17 protein-coding genes are annotated in these 19101 nt (G+C 73.9%); 2 read left to right on the forward strand and 15 right to left on the reverse strand.

The annotated features are described in order from the left end of the window. Nucleotides 1-4 precede the first annotated feature (4 nt). Nucleotides 5-898, reverse strand: a complete 894-nt coding sequence (locus IF02_RS0109285) for a hypothetical protein (protein WP_030155195.1) — start codon at nucleotides 896-898, stop codon at nucleotides 5-7. Continuing rightward, nucleotides 895-1515, reverse strand: coding sequence for a DUF4255 domain-containing protein (locus IF02_RS0109290; RefSeq protein ID WP_078621978.1), 621 nt, complete (start codon nucleotides 1513-1515; stop codon nucleotides 895-897). Before IF02_RS0109290 ends, IF02_RS0109285 begins: the two co-directional genes overlap by 4 nt. 132 nt (nucleotides 1516-1647) lie before the next feature. Here IF02_RS0109290 and IF02_RS0109295 point away from each other — a divergent pair, with 132 nt between their 5' ends. Further along, nucleotides 1648-2559: a hypothetical protein gene (locus IF02_RS0109295; RefSeq protein ID WP_030155199.1), complete on the forward strand. Its 912-nt coding sequence runs from the start codon at nucleotides 1648-1650 to the stop codon at nucleotides 2557-2559. 47 nt (nucleotides 2560-2606) lie between these two features. On the opposite strand, the gene recQ is transcribed toward IF02_RS0109295, so the two are convergent. The 12 genes from recQ to IF02_RS0109355 form a co-directional block, all read right to left on the reverse strand. Then, on the reverse strand, nucleotides 2607-4616 hold the full coding sequence (recQ, locus tag IF02_RS0109300) for a DNA helicase RecQ (protein WP_030155201.1): 2010 nt from the start codon (nucleotides 4614-4616) through the stop codon (nucleotides 2607-2609). Between the two features lie 67 nt (nucleotides 4617-4683). Beyond that, nucleotides 4684-5196 carry an O-acetyl-ADP-ribose deacetylase gene (locus IF02_RS0109305; protein WP_030155203.1) on the reverse strand — a complete coding sequence of 171 codons (513 nt, stop codon included), beginning with the start codon at nucleotides 5194-5196 and terminating at the stop codon, nucleotides 4684-4686. Beyond that, entirely contained in the window at nucleotides 5196-6614 is a 1419-nt protein-coding gene (locus tag IF02_RS0109310) for a phytoene desaturase family protein (RefSeq protein ID WP_030155205.1), read from the reverse strand. The genes IF02_RS0109305 and IF02_RS0109310 overlap by 1 nt, the downstream gene beginning before the upstream one ends. Nucleotides 6615-6730: 116 nt before the next feature. Continuing rightward, the gene (locus IF02_RS0109315; RefSeq protein ID WP_030155207.1) at nucleotides 6731-7555 is read right to left on the reverse strand and encodes an inositol monophosphatase family protein; all 825 of its coding nucleotides are present in this window, start codon (nucleotides 7553-7555) and stop codon (nucleotides 6731-6733) included. A gap of 42 nt (nucleotides 7556-7597) precedes the next feature. Next, the gene (locus tag IF02_RS0109320) at nucleotides 7598-9130 is read right to left on the reverse strand and encodes an NCS1 family nucleobase:cation symporter-1 (RefSeq protein WP_051696042.1); all 1533 of its coding nucleotides are present in this window, start codon (nucleotides 9128-9130) and stop codon (nucleotides 7598-7600) included. A gap of 52 nt (nucleotides 9131-9182) precedes the next feature. Then, entirely contained in the window at nucleotides 9183-10184 is a 1002-nt protein-coding gene (locus tag IF02_RS0109325) for a TIGR03842 family LLM class F420-dependent oxidoreductase (protein ID WP_030155212.1), read from the reverse strand. Nucleotides 10185-10193: 9 nt separating this feature from the next. After that, on the reverse strand, nucleotides 10194-11594 hold the full coding sequence (gene hydA, locus IF02_RS0109330; protein WP_030155214.1) for a dihydropyrimidinase: 1401 nt from the start codon (nucleotides 11592-11594) through the stop codon (nucleotides 10194-10196). Nucleotides 11595-11610: 16 nt separating this feature from the next. Next, entirely contained in the window at nucleotides 11611-12906 is a 1296-nt protein-coding gene (locus IF02_RS0109335) for an aspartate aminotransferase family protein (RefSeq protein ID WP_234318141.1), read from the reverse strand. Continuing rightward, nucleotides 12903-13745: a nitrilase-related carbon-nitrogen hydrolase gene (locus tag IF02_RS0109340; protein WP_030155218.1), complete on the reverse strand. Its 843-nt coding sequence runs from the start codon at nucleotides 13743-13745 to the stop codon at nucleotides 12903-12905. Before IF02_RS0109340 ends, IF02_RS0109335 begins: the two co-directional genes overlap by 4 nt. 151 nt (nucleotides 13746-13896) lie before the next feature. Continuing rightward, nucleotides 13897-15399, reverse strand: coding sequence for a hypothetical protein (locus IF02_RS35905; RefSeq protein WP_030155220.1), 1503 nt, complete (start codon nucleotides 15397-15399; stop codon nucleotides 13897-13899). A 46-nt stretch (nucleotides 15400-15445) separates the two neighbouring features. Next, nucleotides 15446-15826, reverse strand: coding sequence for a PPOX class F420-dependent oxidoreductase (locus tag IF02_RS0109350; protein WP_030155222.1), 381 nt, complete (start codon nucleotides 15824-15826; stop codon nucleotides 15446-15448). A 351-nt stretch (nucleotides 15827-16177) separates the two neighbouring features. Next, nucleotides 16178-16429: a helix-turn-helix domain-containing protein gene (locus tag IF02_RS0109355; RefSeq protein WP_030155225.1), complete on the reverse strand. Its 252-nt coding sequence runs from the start codon at nucleotides 16427-16429 to the stop codon at nucleotides 16178-16180. Nucleotides 16430-16493: 64 nt separating this feature from the next. Between IF02_RS0109355 and map the strand changes: the two genes are divergently transcribed. After that, nucleotides 16494-17261: a type I methionyl aminopeptidase gene (gene map / locus IF02_RS0109360; protein WP_030155227.1), complete on the forward strand. Its 768-nt coding sequence runs from the start codon at nucleotides 16494-16496 to the stop codon at nucleotides 17259-17261. Between the two features lie 15 nt (nucleotides 17262-17276). Here the strand turns inward: map and ggt are convergent, their stop codons facing one another. Next, nucleotides 17277-19082 (reverse strand): gamma-glutamyltransferase, encoded by a 1806-nt coding sequence (gene ggt / locus IF02_RS0109365; RefSeq protein ID WP_030155229.1) that lies wholly within the window; start codon nucleotides 19080-19082, stop codon nucleotides 17277-17279. Nucleotides 19083-19101: the final 19 nt, after the last annotated feature.

The following is a 19101-nucleotide window of genomic DNA, read 5'->3' on the forward strand; positions in this document are numbered from 1 at the left end:
CGGGTCAGGCGGGGGCGTGCGGCAGGTCGGCGGCGTGGACCACCTGACCGACGGTGAGGGCGCGGACGGTGTCGGCGGCGCAGGTGCGGTATCCGGCCGGGAGGGCGGTGCCGCGCAGCACCGCGTTGTCGAGGTCCTGGGGGCGGGGCGGGTTGGCGCTGCGGACGATCGGCTCGGCGACGAGGTCGGCCAGCGGATCGGCGGGAGCGTCCGCGCGGGGGTCGGGGGCGTGGGTGCGCAGGGCGACGGCGAACCGGGAGGGGGCCGGGTACGGGAGCACTCCGACCCCGTCGATCAGCAGCAGCACCTGGCCGTGCTCGTCGCCGTGGGCCCAGCCGAGCGGGACGCCGCCCGGCCCGAAGGCGTCCACCCGCGGCCAGCGCACGGGGGTGGCGGCGGCGTCCGGGCGTACGACGCGCAGCCGCAGGCCGGTCGTGCCCCGCGGTACGGGGTAGGCGGGGCCGGGCAGCAGCCAGGGGATCAACAGGCGGGCGGCGGCGGGGACATGGGGGGCGGTGGGCGGCCGCTCATCGGCGCCGGAGAGTTCGGCGCGGGTCCACAGCGGTACGGAGAAGCGGCGGGGTATCCAGCGCCGGGCGGGGTCGTCGACCCGTACGGTGACGGCGGCGGGGAGGCCGCCCGCGGTGGCGTGGCGCAGGACGAACCCGGTGGCGCCGTGCCCTTCGAGCGAGCGGACCGGGCCGTCGGGGCGGCGCCGGCGGCGGCCCGGTACGGGGTCGCTCTCGCAGCCCACGCGCAGCCCCGGCCCGGCGGCGGCGCGGCTCCTGGCGTCGAGGGGCCGGACGGCCAGCGCGAGCCGGTGCAGTACGTCGACCGGACCGGCCTCCACGGTGATCCGCCGGTCCGGGCCGCCAGAGCCGCCGGTCCCCGGCGTCATCGGAGCGGCCCCGCCGACGACCCCGCCGACGACCCGGCCGACGTCCCGGCGGCGACCACGGTGACCTCGCCCGCGGCGGGCCCGGCTGGACCGTCGATCCGGATGACCCGGGCCACGTACGGCAGGCAGAGCCGGTAGTCGGTGGTCATCGCCTGGAAGGCCTCGCTCATCGAGTCCATCGCCAGCTCGTCGGGGACGATCTGCACCGAGTCCCCCGCGAGCCAGTCCCCGCTCGGGTGCAGCAGCGGCCCGGTCAGCAGGCCCTCGGTCTCCAGGATCCGGGCGACCAGCCCCAGCCATTCGAGCTCCGCCTCCACGAACTGGTCCCAGGCGGCGATCATCAGGTGCATCCGCAGCGGCAGCCGGGGCAGCCCGTCCTGCGCGGCCATCGCCGCCAGCGCGGGCCGGGTCTCGCGGTCGATGCTCAGGCGGTAGCAGTAGACGGACACCGCCGGATTGCGGATGACGGAGCCCGGGGTGTCCACCTTGTCGAAGTCGACGGGCCCGGCGAGGACGGCCTCCGGGCGGCGCCCCGCCGGGATCTCCTCGGCGAAGCGCCGGTTGAGCAGCGCGACGACGCTGCGCCCCACGGCGGCGAGTGCCCGGTATCCAGCCATGGGCCGATGCTGCGGCCCCTCCCGTCACGGGCGCGTTGCGCGGCCCGGCGGCGGCGATGGCCGGGCGACGAACCGGTGACACCGCGGGGCCCACACTCGGGTGCGCCTGCCCCCTCACCCAGGAGAGCCCACATGAGCAGCACCGCGCACCACCCCCCGGCCGGCACCCCTACGGGCGGCTGCGATCCCGGCGCGATCGACGAACTCGCCTGCGTCGCCGCGGGCATCCAGCGCCGGGCCGAGGTCACCCAGCAGCACCTGCCCCAACTACGGGAATTTCAGGCGAAGTTCAACAGCGCCCGGACCGAGTACACGAAGGCCCGGCTGGCCGCGAAGACCGATCTGGACGAGGCGGCGGCGACGCTCGCCAAGGTGCGCGAACAGATCCGCTGCCGGGTCACCCACGAGCAGCGCCACTGTCTGCACCAGGCCGTCGACAAGGTCTTCGACGAGATCCGCCGCTGCGCGGGCGGCTGGGGCTGCTGCGTGGACGACTGCGGGTGCGATTTCGACGACACGGTCGGCAGGGAGGACACGGTCGCCACGCTCTCGGCGCGCATCGCCCGGTACACGGCGGACACCCTGAAGGCCGCGGCCTGCTTCACCGACCTGGACGGGGAGCTGACGGCGCTGCCGGAGCGCGCGGCGAAGATCAAGACGGACGCGGCCCAGCTGCTGGCGGACGTGTGCGACGCGGTCCTGGGCAAGGACGTCGTACGCCTCTACGCGCGGCTGCTGGTGCTGCTCCGCCGCATCGCGGAGGCCTGGCGGGGGTTCGCGGGCGTCTCCGAGTTCGTCGACTGCCTGTGCAAGGCCCTGCTGTGCGTGCTCAAGGGCTGGCAGGCGATCGCCGTACTGGAGGGCGCCCGCGCCGAGCTGCTGTGCAAGGAGGAGACGCGGAAGGCGGCGTGCGAGCGCAAGCAGAAGGAGACGGTCGAGGAGGTCATGGCGGAGTACGCCCGCCTGTGCCCGCCGTGCACCGCGCACCCCGACGGGGCCGAGGAGGAGGATCCGGACGAGGACGGCGCCGCCGACGCGGCCTGACCCTCCCCGTACCTCCTCCCGTACCTCCTCCCGGCCCGCGGCCCGGCCTACTCCCAGTCGTCCCAGGGCGGGTCCGTGTCGTCGAAGTCGAAGGGCGGTTCCTCGTCGGCGTGCGGGGCCGGGGGCTCCGGCGCCGCGGCCTGCGGCGGGGCCTGGGGCGACGGGACCGGGAGCGACGCGGCCGCGGCGGCGCCCGTCCCGGCCAGCGCGGCCAGGATCCCCTCGGCGTACTTGGCCAGCTTGGCCTCACCGACGCCGCTGATCGTGCCCAGCTCCTCCACCGTGCCGGGCAGCCGGGTCGCGACCTCCCGCAGCGTCGCGTCGTGGAAGACCACGTACGCGGGGACGCCCTGCTCCTTCGCCGTCGCGGCCCGCCAGGCGCGCAGGGCCTCGAACACCGGCACGGCCGCCGCCGGCAGGTCGACCGGGACCCGCCCGGCCTTCCCGGAGCCGGAGCCCGAGCCGGAGGACTTGCGGGCCGCGGGGGCCGGCGCTGCCTCCTTGCGCATCGGCACGCTGCGGCGCCCGCCCAGCACCTCGCCGCTGGCGTCCGTGAGCACCAGCGTCCCGTAGTCCCCCTCGACCGCCAGCAGCCCCGAGGCCAGCAGCTGCCGTACGACCCCGCGCCACTCCGCGGTGCTCAGGTCCGTGCCGATCCCGAACACCGACAGCGCGTCGTGGTCGAACTGGATGACCTTGGCCGTCTTCTTGCCCTGGAGGATGTCGATGATCTGGCCGGCACCGAACTTCTGCCGCCGCTCCTTCGCCAGCCGCCACACCGTGGACATCAGCTTCTGCGCGGCGACCGTGCCGTCCCAGGACTCGGCCGGGGTCAGGCAGGTGTCGCAGTTGCCGCACGGCCCGGCGGCCGCCTGCCCGAAGTACGCGAGCAGCCGCACCCGGCGGCACTCGACCGTCTCGCACAGCGCGAGCATCGCGTCGAGGTGCGCGGCCAGGGAGCGGCGGTGCGCCTCGTCGCCCTCGGAGCCCTCGATCATCTTGCGCTGCTGCACCACGTCCTGGAGCCCGTACGCGAGCCAGGCCGTGGCCGGCTCCCCGTCGCGCCCGGCGCGACCGGTCTCCTGGTAGTAGCCCTCGACCGACTTCGGCAGGTCCAGGTGGGCCACGAAGCGCACGTCCGGCTTGTCGATGCCCATGCCGAAGGCGATCGTGGCCACCACCACGACCCCGTCCTCCCGCAGGAAGCGCGCCTGGTTCGCCGCGCGCGTACGGGAGTCCATGCCCGCGTGGTACGCGACCGCGTCGATGCCGTGCTCCACCAGGAAGGCGGCGGTCTTCTCCACGGAGGCCCGCGACAGGCAGTAGACGACTCCGGCGTCCCCGTCGTGCTCGGTGCGGATCAGCTCCAGCAGCTGCCGGGTCGGGTTGTTCTTCGGGGCGATCCGGTACTGGATGTTGGGCCGGTCGAAGCTGGCGACGAAGTGCCGGGCCTCCCCCTCCGCCAGGCCCAGCCGGGCCGCGATCTCGGCGTGCGTGGCCTCGGTGGCCGTCGCCGTCAGCGCGATCCGCGGCACCTTGGGCCAGCGCTCGTGCAGCATCGACAGCGCCAGGTAGTCGGGCCGGAAGTCGTGGCCCCACTGGGCGACGCAGTGCGCCTCGTCGATCGCGAAGAGCGACACCGTGCCCCGGTCGAGCAGCCGCTGGGTGCCCTCGGTGCGCAGCCGCTCCGGCGCCAGGTACAGCAGGTCCAGCTCACCGGCGAGGAAGGCCTGCTCGACGGCCTGCCGCTCGTACGGGTCCTGGGTCGAGTTGAGGAACCCGGCCCGCACCCCGAGGGCGGTCAGGGCGTCCACCTGGTCCTGCATGAGCGCGATCAGCGGCGAGATCACCACGCCCGTACCGGCTCTGACCAGCGCGGGGATCTGGTAGCAGAGGGATTTGCCGCCGCCCGTGGGCATCAGGACCAGCGCATCGCCACCGCCGGCCACGTGCTCGATGATCTGCTGCTGCTCGCCGCGGAAGGAGTCGTATCCGAAGACGCGGTGCAGCACCTCAAGGGCATCGGGGGTCTCGGTGGGGGCGTCGACAAGGCTCATCCCAGAAGCCTATCGACCCCCACCGACACCCCCGCCCACATCCGCCGGATCCCCCGACCCGGGGGGGCTACCCCAGCGCCGCCTCGAAGACCGCGTACGCCTTCTCGTCGAAGAGGACGAAACGGACCTCCTCCACGGGCGCCGCGGCGGCCGCCCGGGCCGTTTCCACGGCGATGCGGGCGCCGTCGTCCATCGGCCAGCCGAAGATGCCGGTGGAGATCGCCGGGAAGGCGACCGTACGGGCCCCCAGCTCGGCCGCGACCCGCAGGGACTCGCGGTAGCAGGAGGCCAGCAGCGCCGAGCGGTCCTCGTCCCGGGACCAGACCGGGCCCACCGTGTGGATCACCCAGTCGGCCGGGAGCCGGCCCGCCGTCGTGGCCACGGCCCGGCCCGTCGGCAGGCCCTTGCCGTACCGGGAGGCGCGCAGCGCGCGGCAGGCGTCCAGGATCTCGGGGCCGCCGCGCCGGTGGATGGCGCCGTCCACGCCCCCGCCGCCGAGCAGCGAGGAGTTCGCGGCGTTGACGATCGCGTCCGCGTGCTCGGCCGTGATGTCGCCCCGGACGAGGGTGATGCGCACCATCAGGAGGCCTTTCGCAGGTGGCGCCAGACCGCCTTGGCCGCGTTGTGCCCGGACATGCCGTGCACTCCGGGGCCGGGCGGGGTGGCGGAGGAGCAGAGGAACACGGCCGGGTGGGCCGTCGAGTACGGGAACGCGGACAGCTTGGGCCGCAGCAGCAGCTGGAGCCCGGAGGCCGCCCCGCAGGCGATGTCGCCGCCGACGTAGTTGGGGTTGCGGGCGGCCAGTTCCGGCGGGCCGGCGGTGGCGCGGGCCAGCACCAGGTCGCGGAAGCCGGGGGCGAAGCGCTCGATCTGCCGCTCGACGGCGTCGGTGAGGTTGCCGCCCCAGCCCGCGGGGACGTGCCCGTACGCCCAGAACACGTGCTTGCCCTCGGGCGCCCGGCCGGGGTCCACCAGGCTGGGCTGGGCGGTGATCAGGAAGGGGTTGCGGGGGGCCCGCCCGCCGGTGGCCAGCTGGAGTGCGGCGTCGATGTCCCGGGCGCGCGGGCCGATCTGGACGGTGCCGGCCCGGTGCGGGGCCTCGGCGGTCCAGGGCACGGGGCCGGAGAGCGCGTAGTCGAGCTTGAACGCGGCGGCGCCGTACTTGTACCCGTCGTACGCGCGCCCCAGCCGGGCGATCCGGGCCAGCGCGGTCGGCGAGGTGTCGAAGACGTAGGCCCGGGCCGGCGGCAGGTCGTCGAGGCGCTTGACCTCGAAGCCGGTGTGGACCGCGCCGCCGAGGTCGCGCAGGTACCCGGCGAGGGCGTCCGAGATCGACTGCGAGCCGCCGCGCGGCATCGGCCAGCCGTTGGCGTGTGCGGCCAGGGCGAAGACCAGGCCGACGGCGCTCGTGGCGATCCCGCCCAGCGGGGCGATGACGTGCGCGACGAGCCCGGCGAACAGCGCCCGCGCCCGCTCGTCCTGGAAGCGGTTCAGCAGCCAGGTGGAGGGCGGCAGTCCGGCGAGCCCGAAGCGGGCCAGGGTGAGCGGGTCCCGGGGCAGGGCGGTCGACGGCAGGGACATGAAGTCCCGGGCCAGGGTGTCCCACTTGCCGAGGAACGGCTGCACCAGCCGCCGGTACGTGCCCGCGTCGCGCGGCCCGAGGGAGGCGGCCGTCTCGGAGACGGAGCGGGAGAGCACGGCGGCCGTGCCGTCGTCGAAGGGATGCGCCATGGGCAGCGGGGCGTGCAGCCACTCCAGCCCGTACCGCTTCAGCGGCATGGTGGAGAACACCGGCGAGCCGATGCCGAGCGGGTGGACGGCCGAGCAGGGGTCGTGCCGGAAGCCCGGGAGCGTGAGCTCCTCGGTGCGGGCCCCGCCGCCGACCGTCTCGGCGGCCTCGAACACGGCCACCGAGAAGCCGCGCCGGGCCAGCTCGACGGCGGCCGTGAGCCCGTTGGGCCCCGCCCCCACCACGACCGCATCGAGAATCGACGGCACCTTGAGACTCCTTCGTCCGGCGGCGGCTGCGCTCCCAGGATATTCGCCCCGTCCATACGGGCCCCCGTCCGGCCCGTCCGCGCCCGGCCGGGCGGCCGCGGGCCGGACGAAGCGGCTCACGCCCCGCGCAGGAGTTCGCGGATCCGCAGGGCCGTGGCCTCGTCGCGGCCCACGGCGAACGGCAGCTCGTTGTCCCGGTCCACCCGGAACGGGACCCCGGCGACGGTGCTCTGCGCGCCGCCCGCCTCGGCGACCAGCAGCAGTCCGGCCGCGTGGTCCCACGCCGAGGGCCAGGTGAAGGCGAGGCCGTCCATCTCGCCGCGGGCCACCTTCAGGTACTCCAGACCCGCGGAGCCGCAGGGCCGGGCCGCGACCCCGGGCACGTCGAGCCGGGACAGGGTCGCCTTGTCCTCGTCGGAGGTGTACAGCGGGTGGGCCATCGCGACCCGCAGGTCGGCGCCCGGCTCGGGCGAACCGCTGTGGATCCGCTCGCCGTTGACGTACGCGCCCTGCCCGCGCACGGCGGTCGCCAGCTCCTCCAGCGCCGGGGCGAAGGTCCAGGAGGCGAGGATCTCGCCGCGGTGGGCCAGGGCCACCAGGGTGCAGAACGCCGGGTCTCCGGCGACGAACTGCCGGGTGCCGTCCACCGGGTCGACGATCCAGACCGGCGCGTCGGCGCGCAGCGCCCCGTACACGGTCGGGTCGGCGTGGACCGCCTCCTCGCCGACGACGGCGGAGCCGGGCAGCAGGTGCGTCAGGGAGGCCGTGAGGTGCTCTTCGGCCTTGCGGTCGGCGACGGTCACCAGATCGTGCGGACCGCTCTTCTGGTCCACCTCGTGGTCGGCGAGCTGCCGGAATCTCGGCATGATCTCGACCGCCGCCGCCTTGCGGATCGCTTCTTCCACTGCGGACAGGTCTTGGGCCAGGAACTCTTCGATCATGCCCCCATCACACCACGCCCGGCTGACAAACCCCACCGGTCGTCATGTCGGTCCGTCGTACTCGGGATGGCCCCCCGGTGAACCCGGGGGCACCCTGTTCATGAGCGCCGTGTAGAGCAGCATGGACGCGGCCAGGCCCACCGCCCAGCCGTAGTCCGCGAGCGGCTTCAGGAGGGGGATCAGGCCCTCCTCGGGGAAGGGGCCCTTGCCGGGGGCCGAGTGCGAGCCGCCGATGGCCAGCACCCCGCCGACCGCGAAGGCCGCCAGCGCCCGGACGTTCCAGCCGCCCGTGTACCAGTACGGCCCGCCCGCCCGGTAGAGGTCGGGCAGCGACAGCCGGGTGCGCCGCACGATCCAGTAGTCCGCGATGAGGATGCCGGCGACCGTGCCGAGCAGCCCGCCGACCAGGCCGAGCCAGGTGAAGATGTACAGCTCGGGGGTGGAGGTCAGCTTCCACGGCATCATCAGTACGCCGACGACCCCCGTGACCAGGGCGCCCCTGCGGAAGTCGATCAGGCGGGGCGCCAGGTTGGACAGGTCGTACGCCGGGGAGACGACGTTGGCCGCGATGTTCACCGAGATCGTCGCGATCAGTACGGTGACCAGGGCGTAGAGCAGCCCGAACACGCTGTCGGTCTTCGCTACGAGCTCGACCGGATCCCAGATCGGCACCCCGTACACCGCCTCCGAGCCGGAGGTGACGAACACCGACAGCAGCGCGAAGAGGGTCATCGTCGTCGGCAGCCCGAGCGTCTGTCCGAGGATCTGGGAGCGCTGCCCGGCGCCGAAGCGCGTGAAGTCCGGGATGTTGAGCGAGAGCGTGGACCAGAAGGCGATCATCCCCATGAGGGCGGGGAAGAACACCGTCCAGAACTCCGCGCCCCAGCCGAGCCGGGAGGGCTGGTCGAGCAGTTCACCGAAGCCGCCCGCCTTCACCCCGATCCACACGAGCAGGGCCAGCGCGCCGACGATGACGAACGGCGCGGCCCAGTTCTCGAACCGCCGCAGGGCCTCCATCCCCCGGTAGATGATGGCGAGTTCGAGGACCCAGAAGAGGGCGAAGCACAGCCACAGCGGCCACGGCTCGCCGCCGATCTCCGCGGCTCCCTCCCAGCCGCCGAAGACCTTGCCGAGCAGGACGTAGATCCCGGACCCGCCGATCCAGGTCTGGATCCCGAACCAGGCGCAGGCCACGGCCGCCCGGATCATCGCGGCCAGATTGGCCCCGCGCATCCCGAAGGAGGCCCGGGCCAGCACGGGGAACGGGATCCCGTACTTGGGGCCGGCGTGCCCGGTGAGCAGCATCGGCCCCAGCACGATGATGTTGGCCAGCGCGATGGTGAAGACGGCCTGTTTCCAGTCCATCCCCAGGGCCACCAGCCCGGAGGCGAGCAGCCAGGAGGGGATGTTGTGCGCCATGCCGACCCACAGGGCCATGAAGTTGTACGTGGTCCAGCGCCGGTCCGCGACCGGTACGGGGAGCAGGTCGGGGTTGGCGAAGCGGCCGTCGGAGGGGACCGCGCCGGGGGCTAGCTCGACGCGGTCCCCGGTGGCGCCCATCGGGTGGTCCGGCATGTGCGCACGCCCCTTCGGGTCGGGAGGCGGTCGGGGGTCTGGGGTTGTGGGGTCAGGTCCGGAGCGCCGGGATGACGTGCTCCCCGTACGCGTCGATGGTGGCCTCCTGGGCGTCGTGCATGTCGTACACGGCGAACTGGTCCACGCCCAGGTCGCGCAGGACCCGCAGCTTCTCGATGTGGGCCTCGGGCGGGCCGAGCAGGCAGAAGCGGTCCACGATCTCGTCGGGCACGAAGTCGGCGGACGGGTTCCCGGCGCGGCCGTGGTGGCTGTAGTCGTAGCCCTCGCGGGCCTTGATGTACTCGGTGAGGGCGTCCGGCACCATCCCGGAGTGTTCGCCGTAGCGGCCGACGAGGTCGGCGACGTGGTTGCCGACCATCCCGCCGAACCAGCGGCACTGGTCGCGGGCGTGGGCCAGGTCCTCGCCCACGTACGCCGGCGCCGCGACGCAGATGGTGAGCGCGTCCGGGTCGCGCCCGGCCCGTTCGGCGGCCTGCCGGACGGAGCCGACCATCCACTCGGTGAGGTAGGGGTCGGCGAGCTGGAGGATGAACCCGTCCGCCTTCTCGCCGGCCAGGGCCAGCGCCTTCGGCCCGTACGCGGCCATCCAGACGGGGAGCTTCCCGTCCTGGACCCACGGGAGCCGCAGCGGATTGCCGTCGACCTCGGCCTCCCTGCCCTCGGCGAGGTCCCGGATGACGTCGATGGCCTCCCCGAGCCGGGCCAGGGTGTTCGGTTTGCGCCCGGCGACCCGCATCGCCGAGTCTCCGCGGCCGATCCCGCACACCGTGCGGTTGCCGTACATGTCGTTGAGGGTGGCGAAGGTGGAGGCGGTGACCTCCCAGGTGCGGGTGCCGGGGTTGGTGACCATCGGCCCGATGTGCAGCTTCTGGGTGTTCGCGAGGATCTGGCTGTAGATGACGAAGGGTTCCTGCCACAGGACCGCCGAGTCGAAGGTCCAGCCGTAGCGGAAGCCGTTGCGCTCGGCGCGCTTCATGAGGCTGACGACCCGGGAGGCGGGCGGGTCGGTCTGGAGGACGAGGCCGAAGTCCATCACGGCTCCTTAGAGGTACTGGCAGGTGGAGCGGGGGATGAAGACCCCGTGGCCGGCCCGGCCCGTGTACTCGCGCCGGTCGATGACGAGTTCGCCGCGGGAGAGCACGGTGTCGACGCGTCCGGTGATCCGCTTGCCCTCGTACGCCGAGTAGTCCACGTTCATGTGGTGCGTCTCGGCGGAGATGACCTGCTCGGCGTGCGGATCGTAGAGGACGATGTCGGCGTCGGCGCCCGGCGCGATGGTGCCCTTCTGCGGGTAGAGGCCGAACATCCGGGCCGGGGTCGCGCAGGCGATCTCGATCCAGCGGCGGCGGCTGATGTGACCGTCCAGGACGGCCTGGTGGAGGAGGTCCATCCGGTTCTCCACCCCCGGCAGCCCGTTCGGGATCTTGGAGAAGTCGCCGCGGCCGAGCTCCTTCTGGCCGCGGAAGCAGAACGGGCAGTGGTCGGTGGAGACCACCTGGAGGTCGTTGGTCCGCAGCCCCCGCCAGAGGGCGGCCTGGTGCTCCTTCGGCCGCAGCGGGGTGGAGCAGACGTACTTGGCGCCCTGGAAATCGGGCTCTTCGAGGTTGTCGGTGGACAGGAACAGGTACTGCGGGCAGGTCTCGCCGAACACCGGCAGGCCCTTGTCGCGGGCGGCGGCCAGCTCGGCCAGCGCCTCCTCGGCCGACACGTGGACCACGTACAGCGGGGATCCGGCGACGCGCGCGAGCTGGATCGCCCGGTGGGTGGCCTCCGCTTCGAGGAGGACCTTGCGGACCTCGCCGTGGTGGCGCGGGTCGGTCTCGCCCCGGGCCAGGGCCTGCTCGACGAGCACGTCGATCGCGATGCCGTTCTCGGCGTGCATCATGATCAGCCCGCCGTTGCCGGAGGCCCGCTGCATGGCGCGCAGGATCTGCCCGTCGTCGCTGTAGAAGACCCCGGGGTAGGCCATGAACAGCTTGAAGGAGGTGACGCCCTCCCCGATCAGGTGGTCCATCTCCTTCAGGGTCCCCTCGTTGACGTCCGAGAGGATCATGTGGAAGGCGTAGTCGACGGAGCACTTGCCGTCGGCCTTGTCGTACCAGGTGTCGAGCCCCTGGCGCAGGGCCTGGCCCATGCTCTGCACGGCGAAGTCGACGATGGTGGTGGTGCCGCCCCAGGCGGCGGCCCGGGTCCCGGTCTCGAAGGTGTCCGAGGCGGCGGTCCCGCCGAAGGGCAGCTCCATGTGGGTGTGGGCGTCGACCCCGCCGGGGATGACGTACTTCCCGCTCGCGTCGATCGTACGGTCGGCCGTCCAGGCTTCGGCGGCGGCCGAGCCGTGGGCCGCGAGGGCGGCGACGCGGCCGTCCTCGATCAGGACGTCGGCGTGGAGCTCGTCGGCGGCCGTGATGACGAGGCCGCCGCTGATGAGGGTGCGGATGGACATGTGCGGCGCCTTCCGGTCACACGATGCTGTGCAGGGCCCGTTCGAGGATCTCGGCGCCCTCTTCCGCCTCGGCGACGGTGAGGGAGAGCGGCGGCGCGATGCGCAGCACGCTGGTGTCGTGCCCGCCGCCCTTGCCGATCAGCAGGCCGCCTTCGCGGGCGGCCTCCAGTACGGCGGCGGCCGCGCCCGGGTCGGCCTCGTCGGTGCCGGGCTTCGTCAGCTCCAGGCCGGCCATCAGGCCCCGGCCGCGGACCTCCCGTACGGCGGGCACGGTGGCGGCGATGGCGCGCAGCCGCTCCAGGAGCAGGCCGCCGACGCGGCGGGCGTTGCCCTGGAGGTCGTGCTCCAGCAGGTACGCGAGGTTGGCGACGCCGGCCGCCATGGTCACCGGGGAGCCGCCGAAGGTGGAGATGGAGTTGGTGTCGATGCAGTTCATGATCTCGGCGCGGGCCACGACCCCGCCGATGGACATGCCGTTGCCGATGCCCTTGGCGAAGGTGAGGATGTCCGGCGGGCCGCTGCGGCCGTGGGCCTGCCAGCCCCAGAAGTTGTCGCCGGTGCGGCCCCAGCCGGTCTGCACCTCGTCGCTGATCCAGAGGATGCCGTGCCGGTCGAGGACCTCGCGGAAGGCCCCGTACAGCCCGTCGGGCGGGGCGGTGAACCCGCCGACGCCCTGGATCGGCTCGGCGATGAGGGCGGCGACTCCGCCGCGGGCCTGGCCGAGCACGTCCTCGAGGTCGGCGACGGCGGCCGCGGTGAAGGCGGTGTCGTCGAGGTGCGCGAAGGGGCCGCGGGTGCGGACGGCGCCGTGGACGTAGTACGTCTGGAGCGGCGAGAGGCTGGTCGGGGACCAGCCGCGGTTGCCGGTGATGGAGACGGTCGAGAAGGACCGGCCGTGGTAGCTGTTGCGCATCGCCAGGATCTGGTTGGAGCGGCGGTACGCGGTCGCCAGCAGCAGGGCGGTGTCGTTGGCCTCGGTGCCGGAGGTGGTGAAGAAGACCCGCGCCTCGGGGATGCCGGACAGGGCGGCGATCCGCTCGGCCAGCTCGACCATCGGGCGGTTGAGGTACAGGGTGGACGAGTGGATGAGCCGTCCGGCCTGTTCGGAGACGGCCTTCGTGACCTCGGGCAGGGCGTGGGCGGTCATCGTGGTGAGGATGCCGCCGAAGAAGTCGAGGTAGCGGTTGCCGTCGGCGTCCCAGACGTGGCGGCCCTCGCCGTGCGTGAGCTCGATGGGGCGGTCGTAGTAGAGCGCGAGCCAGTCGGGCAGTACGGCCTGGTGGCGGCTGTGCAGGGGGATCGGGTTGGTCACGGCTGAACGAGCCCTCCGTAGGCGTCGGGGCGGCGGTCGCGGTAGAAGGCCCACTGGTCGCGGACCTGCTTGATCAGGTCGAAGTCGAGGTCGCGGACGAGGAGTTCCTCCTCCTTGCCGCTGGCGGCCTCGCCGACGAGCTGGCCGCGGGGGTCGACGAAGTAGCTGGTGCCGTAGAAGTCGTTGTCGCCGTACTCCTCCTGGCCGACGCGGTTGATCGCGGCGATGAAGTACTCGTTGGCGACGGCCGCGGCGGGCTGCTCCAGCTGCCACAGGTAGGACGACAGGCTGCGGGAGGTGGCGGACGGGTTGAAGACGAGCTGGGCGCCGGCCAGGCCCAGCGCGCGCCAGCCCTCGGGGAAGTGGCGGTCGTAGCAGATGTAGACGCCGATCCGGCCGACGGCGGTGTCGAAGACGGGCCAGCCGAGGTTGCCCGGGCGGAAGTAGTACTTCTCCCAGAAGCCCTTGACCTGCGGGATGTGGTGCTTGCGGTACTTGCCCAGGTAGCTGCCGTCGGCGTCGATGACGGCGGCGGTGTTGTAGTAGAAGCCCTCGGACTCGAGCTCGAAGACCGGTACGACGATGACCATGCCGGTCTCGCGGGCGAGCGCCTGCATCCGCTGGACGGTGGGGCCGTCGGGGACGGGTTCGGCCCAGCGGTAGTGCTCGGGTTCCTGGACCTGGCAGAAGTAGGGGGCGTTGAACACCTCTTGGAAGCCGATGATCTGCGCGCCGTCGGCGGCGGCCCGCCGGGCGTGCTCCTCGTGCTTGGCGATCATCGACTCGGTGTCTCCGGTCCAGGTGGCCTGGACGAGTGCGGCGCGGACGACTTGGGCCATGAGCTGCTCCTCGCGACGGGAACGCCGAGTTCTACGCACGTAGACGGTGTGCGTAGGGAGTAGAACGTAGGCCGCGTCACACCGCGGGGCAAGACCGCCGTGCGCGGTTGGGTGAGTCGATCAAGTAATGACAACGGATGGTCGAATCCGCTCAATGCACGGGCGGTTTCGCAACCCGCAGGGCGTGTACGAGGTCACGGTGGTGCGCGTCGGAGAGGGCCTCGGCGGCCCGGAGCAGCCGGGGGGTGAACCACTGCGGATCACGGCGGGCGAGGCGGACCGCCTCCTCGGCGGTGCGGACCTTGACGAAGGCTCCGAGCAGGGCGTCGGCCTCGCGGGTCCGGCCGGTCCCGGCCAGGGCCAGGGCGGCGTCGGCGATCTCGGCGGCCGGGCGGGCCGCGCCCTGGCGCAGCAAGGTCTCGCAGTCGGCGTGCCGGCCGGCTTCGCCGAGGGCGGCGGCCGCTGCGGCGAGCCGCTCGGGCGGGAGCGAGGCCGCTTCCCAGAGCAGCGTGGCCCAGTCCGCCCCGAGCCCGGCCCGGACCAGCTCGTCGGCGAACCCGGGCAGCCGCGCGGCGGGCCATGCGGCGGCCTCGCACAGCAGCGCGTGTGCCTCCCCGCCCCGCCCCTGGGTCCGCAGCCCCAGCAACTCCCCGATCACCGCGGCGATCCCGCCGGGTCCCGGCCCGTCCGCCCCGGGGGCGCCGGCCCGTGCATCCCACCCGGGGGCGGCGGGCCGGCTCTCCGGCTCCGCCGGGGCGAAGTGCTCCGGCTCGGGCGGGGCGAAGCGGGGGCGGCCGATGGTCCCGGAGTGGGCGAAGCGGGCTCCGCGGGGTGCGGCGGCGGCCTCGGCCGGATGGCCGGGGGGCGGGGTGAAGGGCGCGGGGGCCGGGGCCGCGGCCGGGGCGCCCGCGTACCGGGCCCCGCCGGCCCGCCGCGCCCCGCGCAGCCACCGGCCCTCGGCCCGTCCTACGGGCGGCTCGGTCCGCTCCTCCCCCGCCTGCCGCTGCCGCGGCACCCCGGGCACCGGCCCGTCCTCCCCCACCCCGGCCCACGCCCCGGCCGGCGGTCCGGCCTCGGCGGGGGCGGGGCCCGCGGACCACCCCGGCTCGGGCGGGGCGGAGTGGTCCGGGTGGGACGACGGCAGGGCGGCCGGGGCCTCCAGGGCCCTGAGGCGGGACATGAGGTCTTCGTGGCGGGAGGCGGCCCTGGCGGTGTCGTCCTGGATCCAGGCCAGTTCCCGGGTCAGGGTTTCCGCCTCCGCCGGGTCCGGAGCCGCGCCCAGACGGGCCGTCAGGGTGCGGGTCGCCGCCTCCGAGACGGAGCGCTGGTCGGCGGCCGCCGCCAGCAGGGTCCGGAGCTCCTCCGCGCCGCCCGGCAGCCTGTCCCACACCCCGACCGCAGCGGCCCGCAGCCGGGCCGCGTACTCCCGCTCCCGCGCCGCGAGCTCGGCGCCCCTGATCCCCTCGAGGTCGCCGAGCAGCGACTCCACCACGTCCCACGGCGGCATCGCGGCTCCGTCCAGGCAGTCCCGCAGGCCCTGTGGATCCCGGCGCAGGAACTCCCCGTACCAGCCCGTCCCCAGATCAAGTCTCTGCGTCAACCCGCGTAAGTAGCCCGAGAGTTGACCGATCGCCTGCGCAGTCGCGGTCTCCATGCCCCGCATTGGATCTCACCGGTGTTACGGGCGGGCTACGGGAATCTCAAAGCTTGACGGCGATCGCGGTGTGCGGGCGCTTCCCGCGCCGGACCAACGCGGCCGGCACGTCCAGGGCCCAGAACTGCCACGTGTACTTCCGTGACATCAGCTTCCGCACCCGCGCCAGCCCCGCCTCGTCAAGCAGCCGCGCCTCGCCCTCCAGCTCGACCGCCCCCTGCGCGACCCGTCCCCGCACGTCGCAGGCGCGGACCGTGACCCGCCCGTTGTTGCGGATCCGCTTCACCTTCCAGGAGTCGCTGCGCGTCCACACGTACAGCTCGCCCCCGTCGGCCACGGCCCACACCGGCGTCGCGACGGGCGTTCCGTCCTTGCGGAACGTGGTGAGGCTGACGTACTTGCCCTGGTTCAGCTCGTCGAGTGTCATCCCCGGAGCCTACGACGGCCCCCGGCGCGCGGCGGTCCGCACACCCGGATCGCCGGCGGACGCCCGGCCCTCCGGCGCCGGGCACGCGGCAAGCAGCAGACCGGCCGCCAGCAGGGCGCCGAGGAGTGCGAAACCGAGTCGTTGGGAAGCGTTCGAGGCCGACACGCCTTCACGCTTGCCCCGCTCCCGCCCGCCCCCACCGCCGATTGGGCCGTTCGGCCCGCCGGCCCCGCCCGAAAGGAACCGCAGGTCCGCGGCGCCGGCAGGACTCCGGGCGGCCCGGGCGGAGCGTCCGGCCAATCGGCCGGCCAGGCAACCGGCCGAGCAACCGGCCGAGCAGCCGGCCGAGCCTCAGGCCGGCACGAACGCGCAGCGGCGCAGCACATCGTCCAGGGACAGCCCGAGCGCCTCGGCGAGGGCGGCCACGGTGAAGAAGGCCGGGGTCGGCGCGCGGCCGGTCTCGATCTTGCGGAGGGTTTCGGCGGACAGCCCGGCGCTCGCCGCGACCTCGACCATGCTGCGGACGCCGCGGGCCTCGCGCAGCAACGCACCGAGGCGCTCGCCGCGCTCGCGCTCTTCGGGGGTGAGAGGGGTACGGACCATGCCCCCACCCTACCGCTTCCCCCAATAACTATCCCGGTAAAGTTATACCGGTATAGTTATTGGCATGGTGGAACTGAAGACGGAAGAGTCGATCAACGCGATGCGCGCCCCCGGCCGGGTCGTCGCCCATGCCCTGGCCGCCGCACGGGATGCGGCGCGGGTCGGGGTGTCCCTGCTGGACCTGGACGGGGCGGCCCGGGCGGTACTGGCCGAGGCGGGCGCGAGCTCGCCGTTCCTCGGCTACCGGCCGCACTTCGCGCCGGTGCCCTTCCCCGGGGTGATCTGCGCCTCGGTCAACGACGCGATCGTGCACGGCATCCCCGACGGCTACCGGCTCCGCGACGGGGACCTGGTCAGCATCGACTGCGGGGCGAAGCTGGGCGGCTGGGTCGGGGACGCGGCGGTGAGCTTCACCGTCGGCCGCCCCCGCCCGGCCGACGTGCGGCTGGTCGAGACCGCCGAGGCGGCCCTCGCGGCCGGCATCGCCGCCGCGCGGCCGGGCAACCGGATCGGCGACATCGCGTACGCCATCGGCACGGTCTGCCGCTCCGCCGGGTACGGGATCATGGAGGACTTCGGCGGCCACGGCGTGGGCCGCAGCATGCACGAGGACCCGGGCGTGCCCAACGAGGGCCGGCCGGGGCGCGGCATGCAGCTGCGCCCCGGCATGGTCCTCGCCATCGAGCCGATGCTGATCGCGGGCGGCGGGGACGACTACCGGTGCGATGCGGACGGCTGGACCCTGCGGACCGTCGACGGCAGCCGCGCCGCGCACGTGGAGCACACGGTCGCGATCACCGCCGACGGCCCGAGGATCCTCACCGCCCTCTGAGCCCCGGGCCGCGCCTCACGGCTTCCCGTGCGGGTGGACCACCATCGCCGAACCCCCGCCCCGCCGGGTCGTCTCGGCCGCGGCGAGCCAGCGCCCGTCCGGGAGCCGCTGGACCCCGGTCGCCGCGCCGATCTCCGGGTTCTGCCGGAAGCCCTGGCCCAGCGCCTCGAGCCCGGAACGCAGCGGGCTGTTCCACAGGCCCGGCTCCAGCTCGGTGGTGGTCTGGTTGCGCTGGCTGGCCCGTGGCGCCGCGATGGCGTCGACCAGCGGCAGGCCCCGGTCCAGGTGCCCGATCAGGGTCTGCAGGACCGTGGTGATGATGGTGGCGCCGCCCGGGGAGCCCACCGCGAGCACCGGGCGCCCGTGCTCCAGCACGATGGTCGGGGACATGGACGAGCGCGGCCGCTTGCCGGGGCCGGGCAGGTTCGGGTCCGGGACCCCGGGAGCCGCCGGGGCGAAGGAGAAGTCGGTCAGCTCGTTGTTGAGGAGGAACCCGCGGCCCGGGACGGTGATCGCGCTGCCGCCGGTGGACTCGATGGTCAGGGTGTACGAGACGACGTTGCCCCAGCGGTCGGCGACCGTCAGGTGCGTGGTGTTCTCCCCCTCGTACGTGGTCGGTGCGGCCTGGCCGGAGCCGCCGCAGGCCGCCGGGTGGCGCGGATCGCCGGGGGCGAGCGGGCTGGTCAGCGTACGGTCCGGGGCGATCAGGCAGCCGCGCGAGTCGGCGAACCGCTGCGAGAGCAGCTCCCGCGTCGGCACGTTCACGGCGGCCGGGTCGCCGACCCAGCGGCCGCGGTCGGCGAAGGAGATCCGCGAGGCCTCGATGAACCGGTGCAGGTACTGGGTCTCGGACAGCTTCGACAGGTCGGTGCGCTCCAGGATGTTGAGCGCCTCGCCGACGGTGGTGCCGCCCGAGGAGGAGGGCGCCATGCTGTACACGTCGAGGCCCCGGTAGCCCACCTGCGTCGGGGCCTGCCGCTTGGTCCCGTACGCGCGCAGGTCGCCGGTGGTCAGGTCGCCGGAGCGGACGATCCGGGTGGCGGCCGGGTCCACGGGGGGGTTGCGGACGGCCCGGACGATGTCCTCGCCGATCGGGCCCCGGTAGAGCGCACCGGTGCCCTTGCGGCCCAACTCGGCGTACGTGGCCGCCAGGTCGGGGTTCTTGAAGGTGGAGCCGACCACCGGGAGGGCCCCGCCCGGCAGGAACAGCTTCGCGGTGTCCGGGAAGTCCTTGAAGCGGTCCCGGTTGAGCTCGGTCTGGGCCCGGAACGTCGTGTCGACGGTGAACCCGTCGCGCGCCAGTTTCTCGGCCGGCTTCAGGAGTTGTCCGAGCGGCCGGGTGCCCCAGGCGTCCAGGGCGCTCTTCCAGGTGGCCGGGGTGCCGGGGACGCCGACGCTGCGGCCGCTGGTCTGGCCCTGCTCGAAGGGGATGGGGACGCCGTTCTCCTGGAACAGGCCTTCCGTCGCCGTCGCGGGCGCGGTCTCGCGGCCGTCGATGGTCTGCACCCGGCGGGACTCGGCGTCGTAGTAGACGAAGTAGCCGCCTCCGCCGATGCCGGCCGAGTACGGCTCGGTCACCCCGAGCGCGGCGGCCGTGGCGACGGCGGCGTCCACGGCGTTGCCGCCGGAGCGCAGGACCGCGATGCCGGCGGCCGAGGCGTCGGCGTCGACACTGGCGACGGCCCCGCCGTACCCCGCGGCGACGGGGACCTTCGCGGGAGCACCGCCCGCGGCTTCCGGGGGCGGCGGCGCCGCGCCGGTGGACACCAGCGCTCCGGCGAGGGCGACGAGCGCTAACTGACGTGTGGCGGAACGACGCATCCGAACCTCCAGTCGACGG

The organism is Streptomyces sp. NRRL S-244 (assembly GCF_000717915.1).
GTDB lineage: Bacteria > Actinomycetota > Actinomycetes > Streptomycetales > Streptomycetaceae > Streptomyces.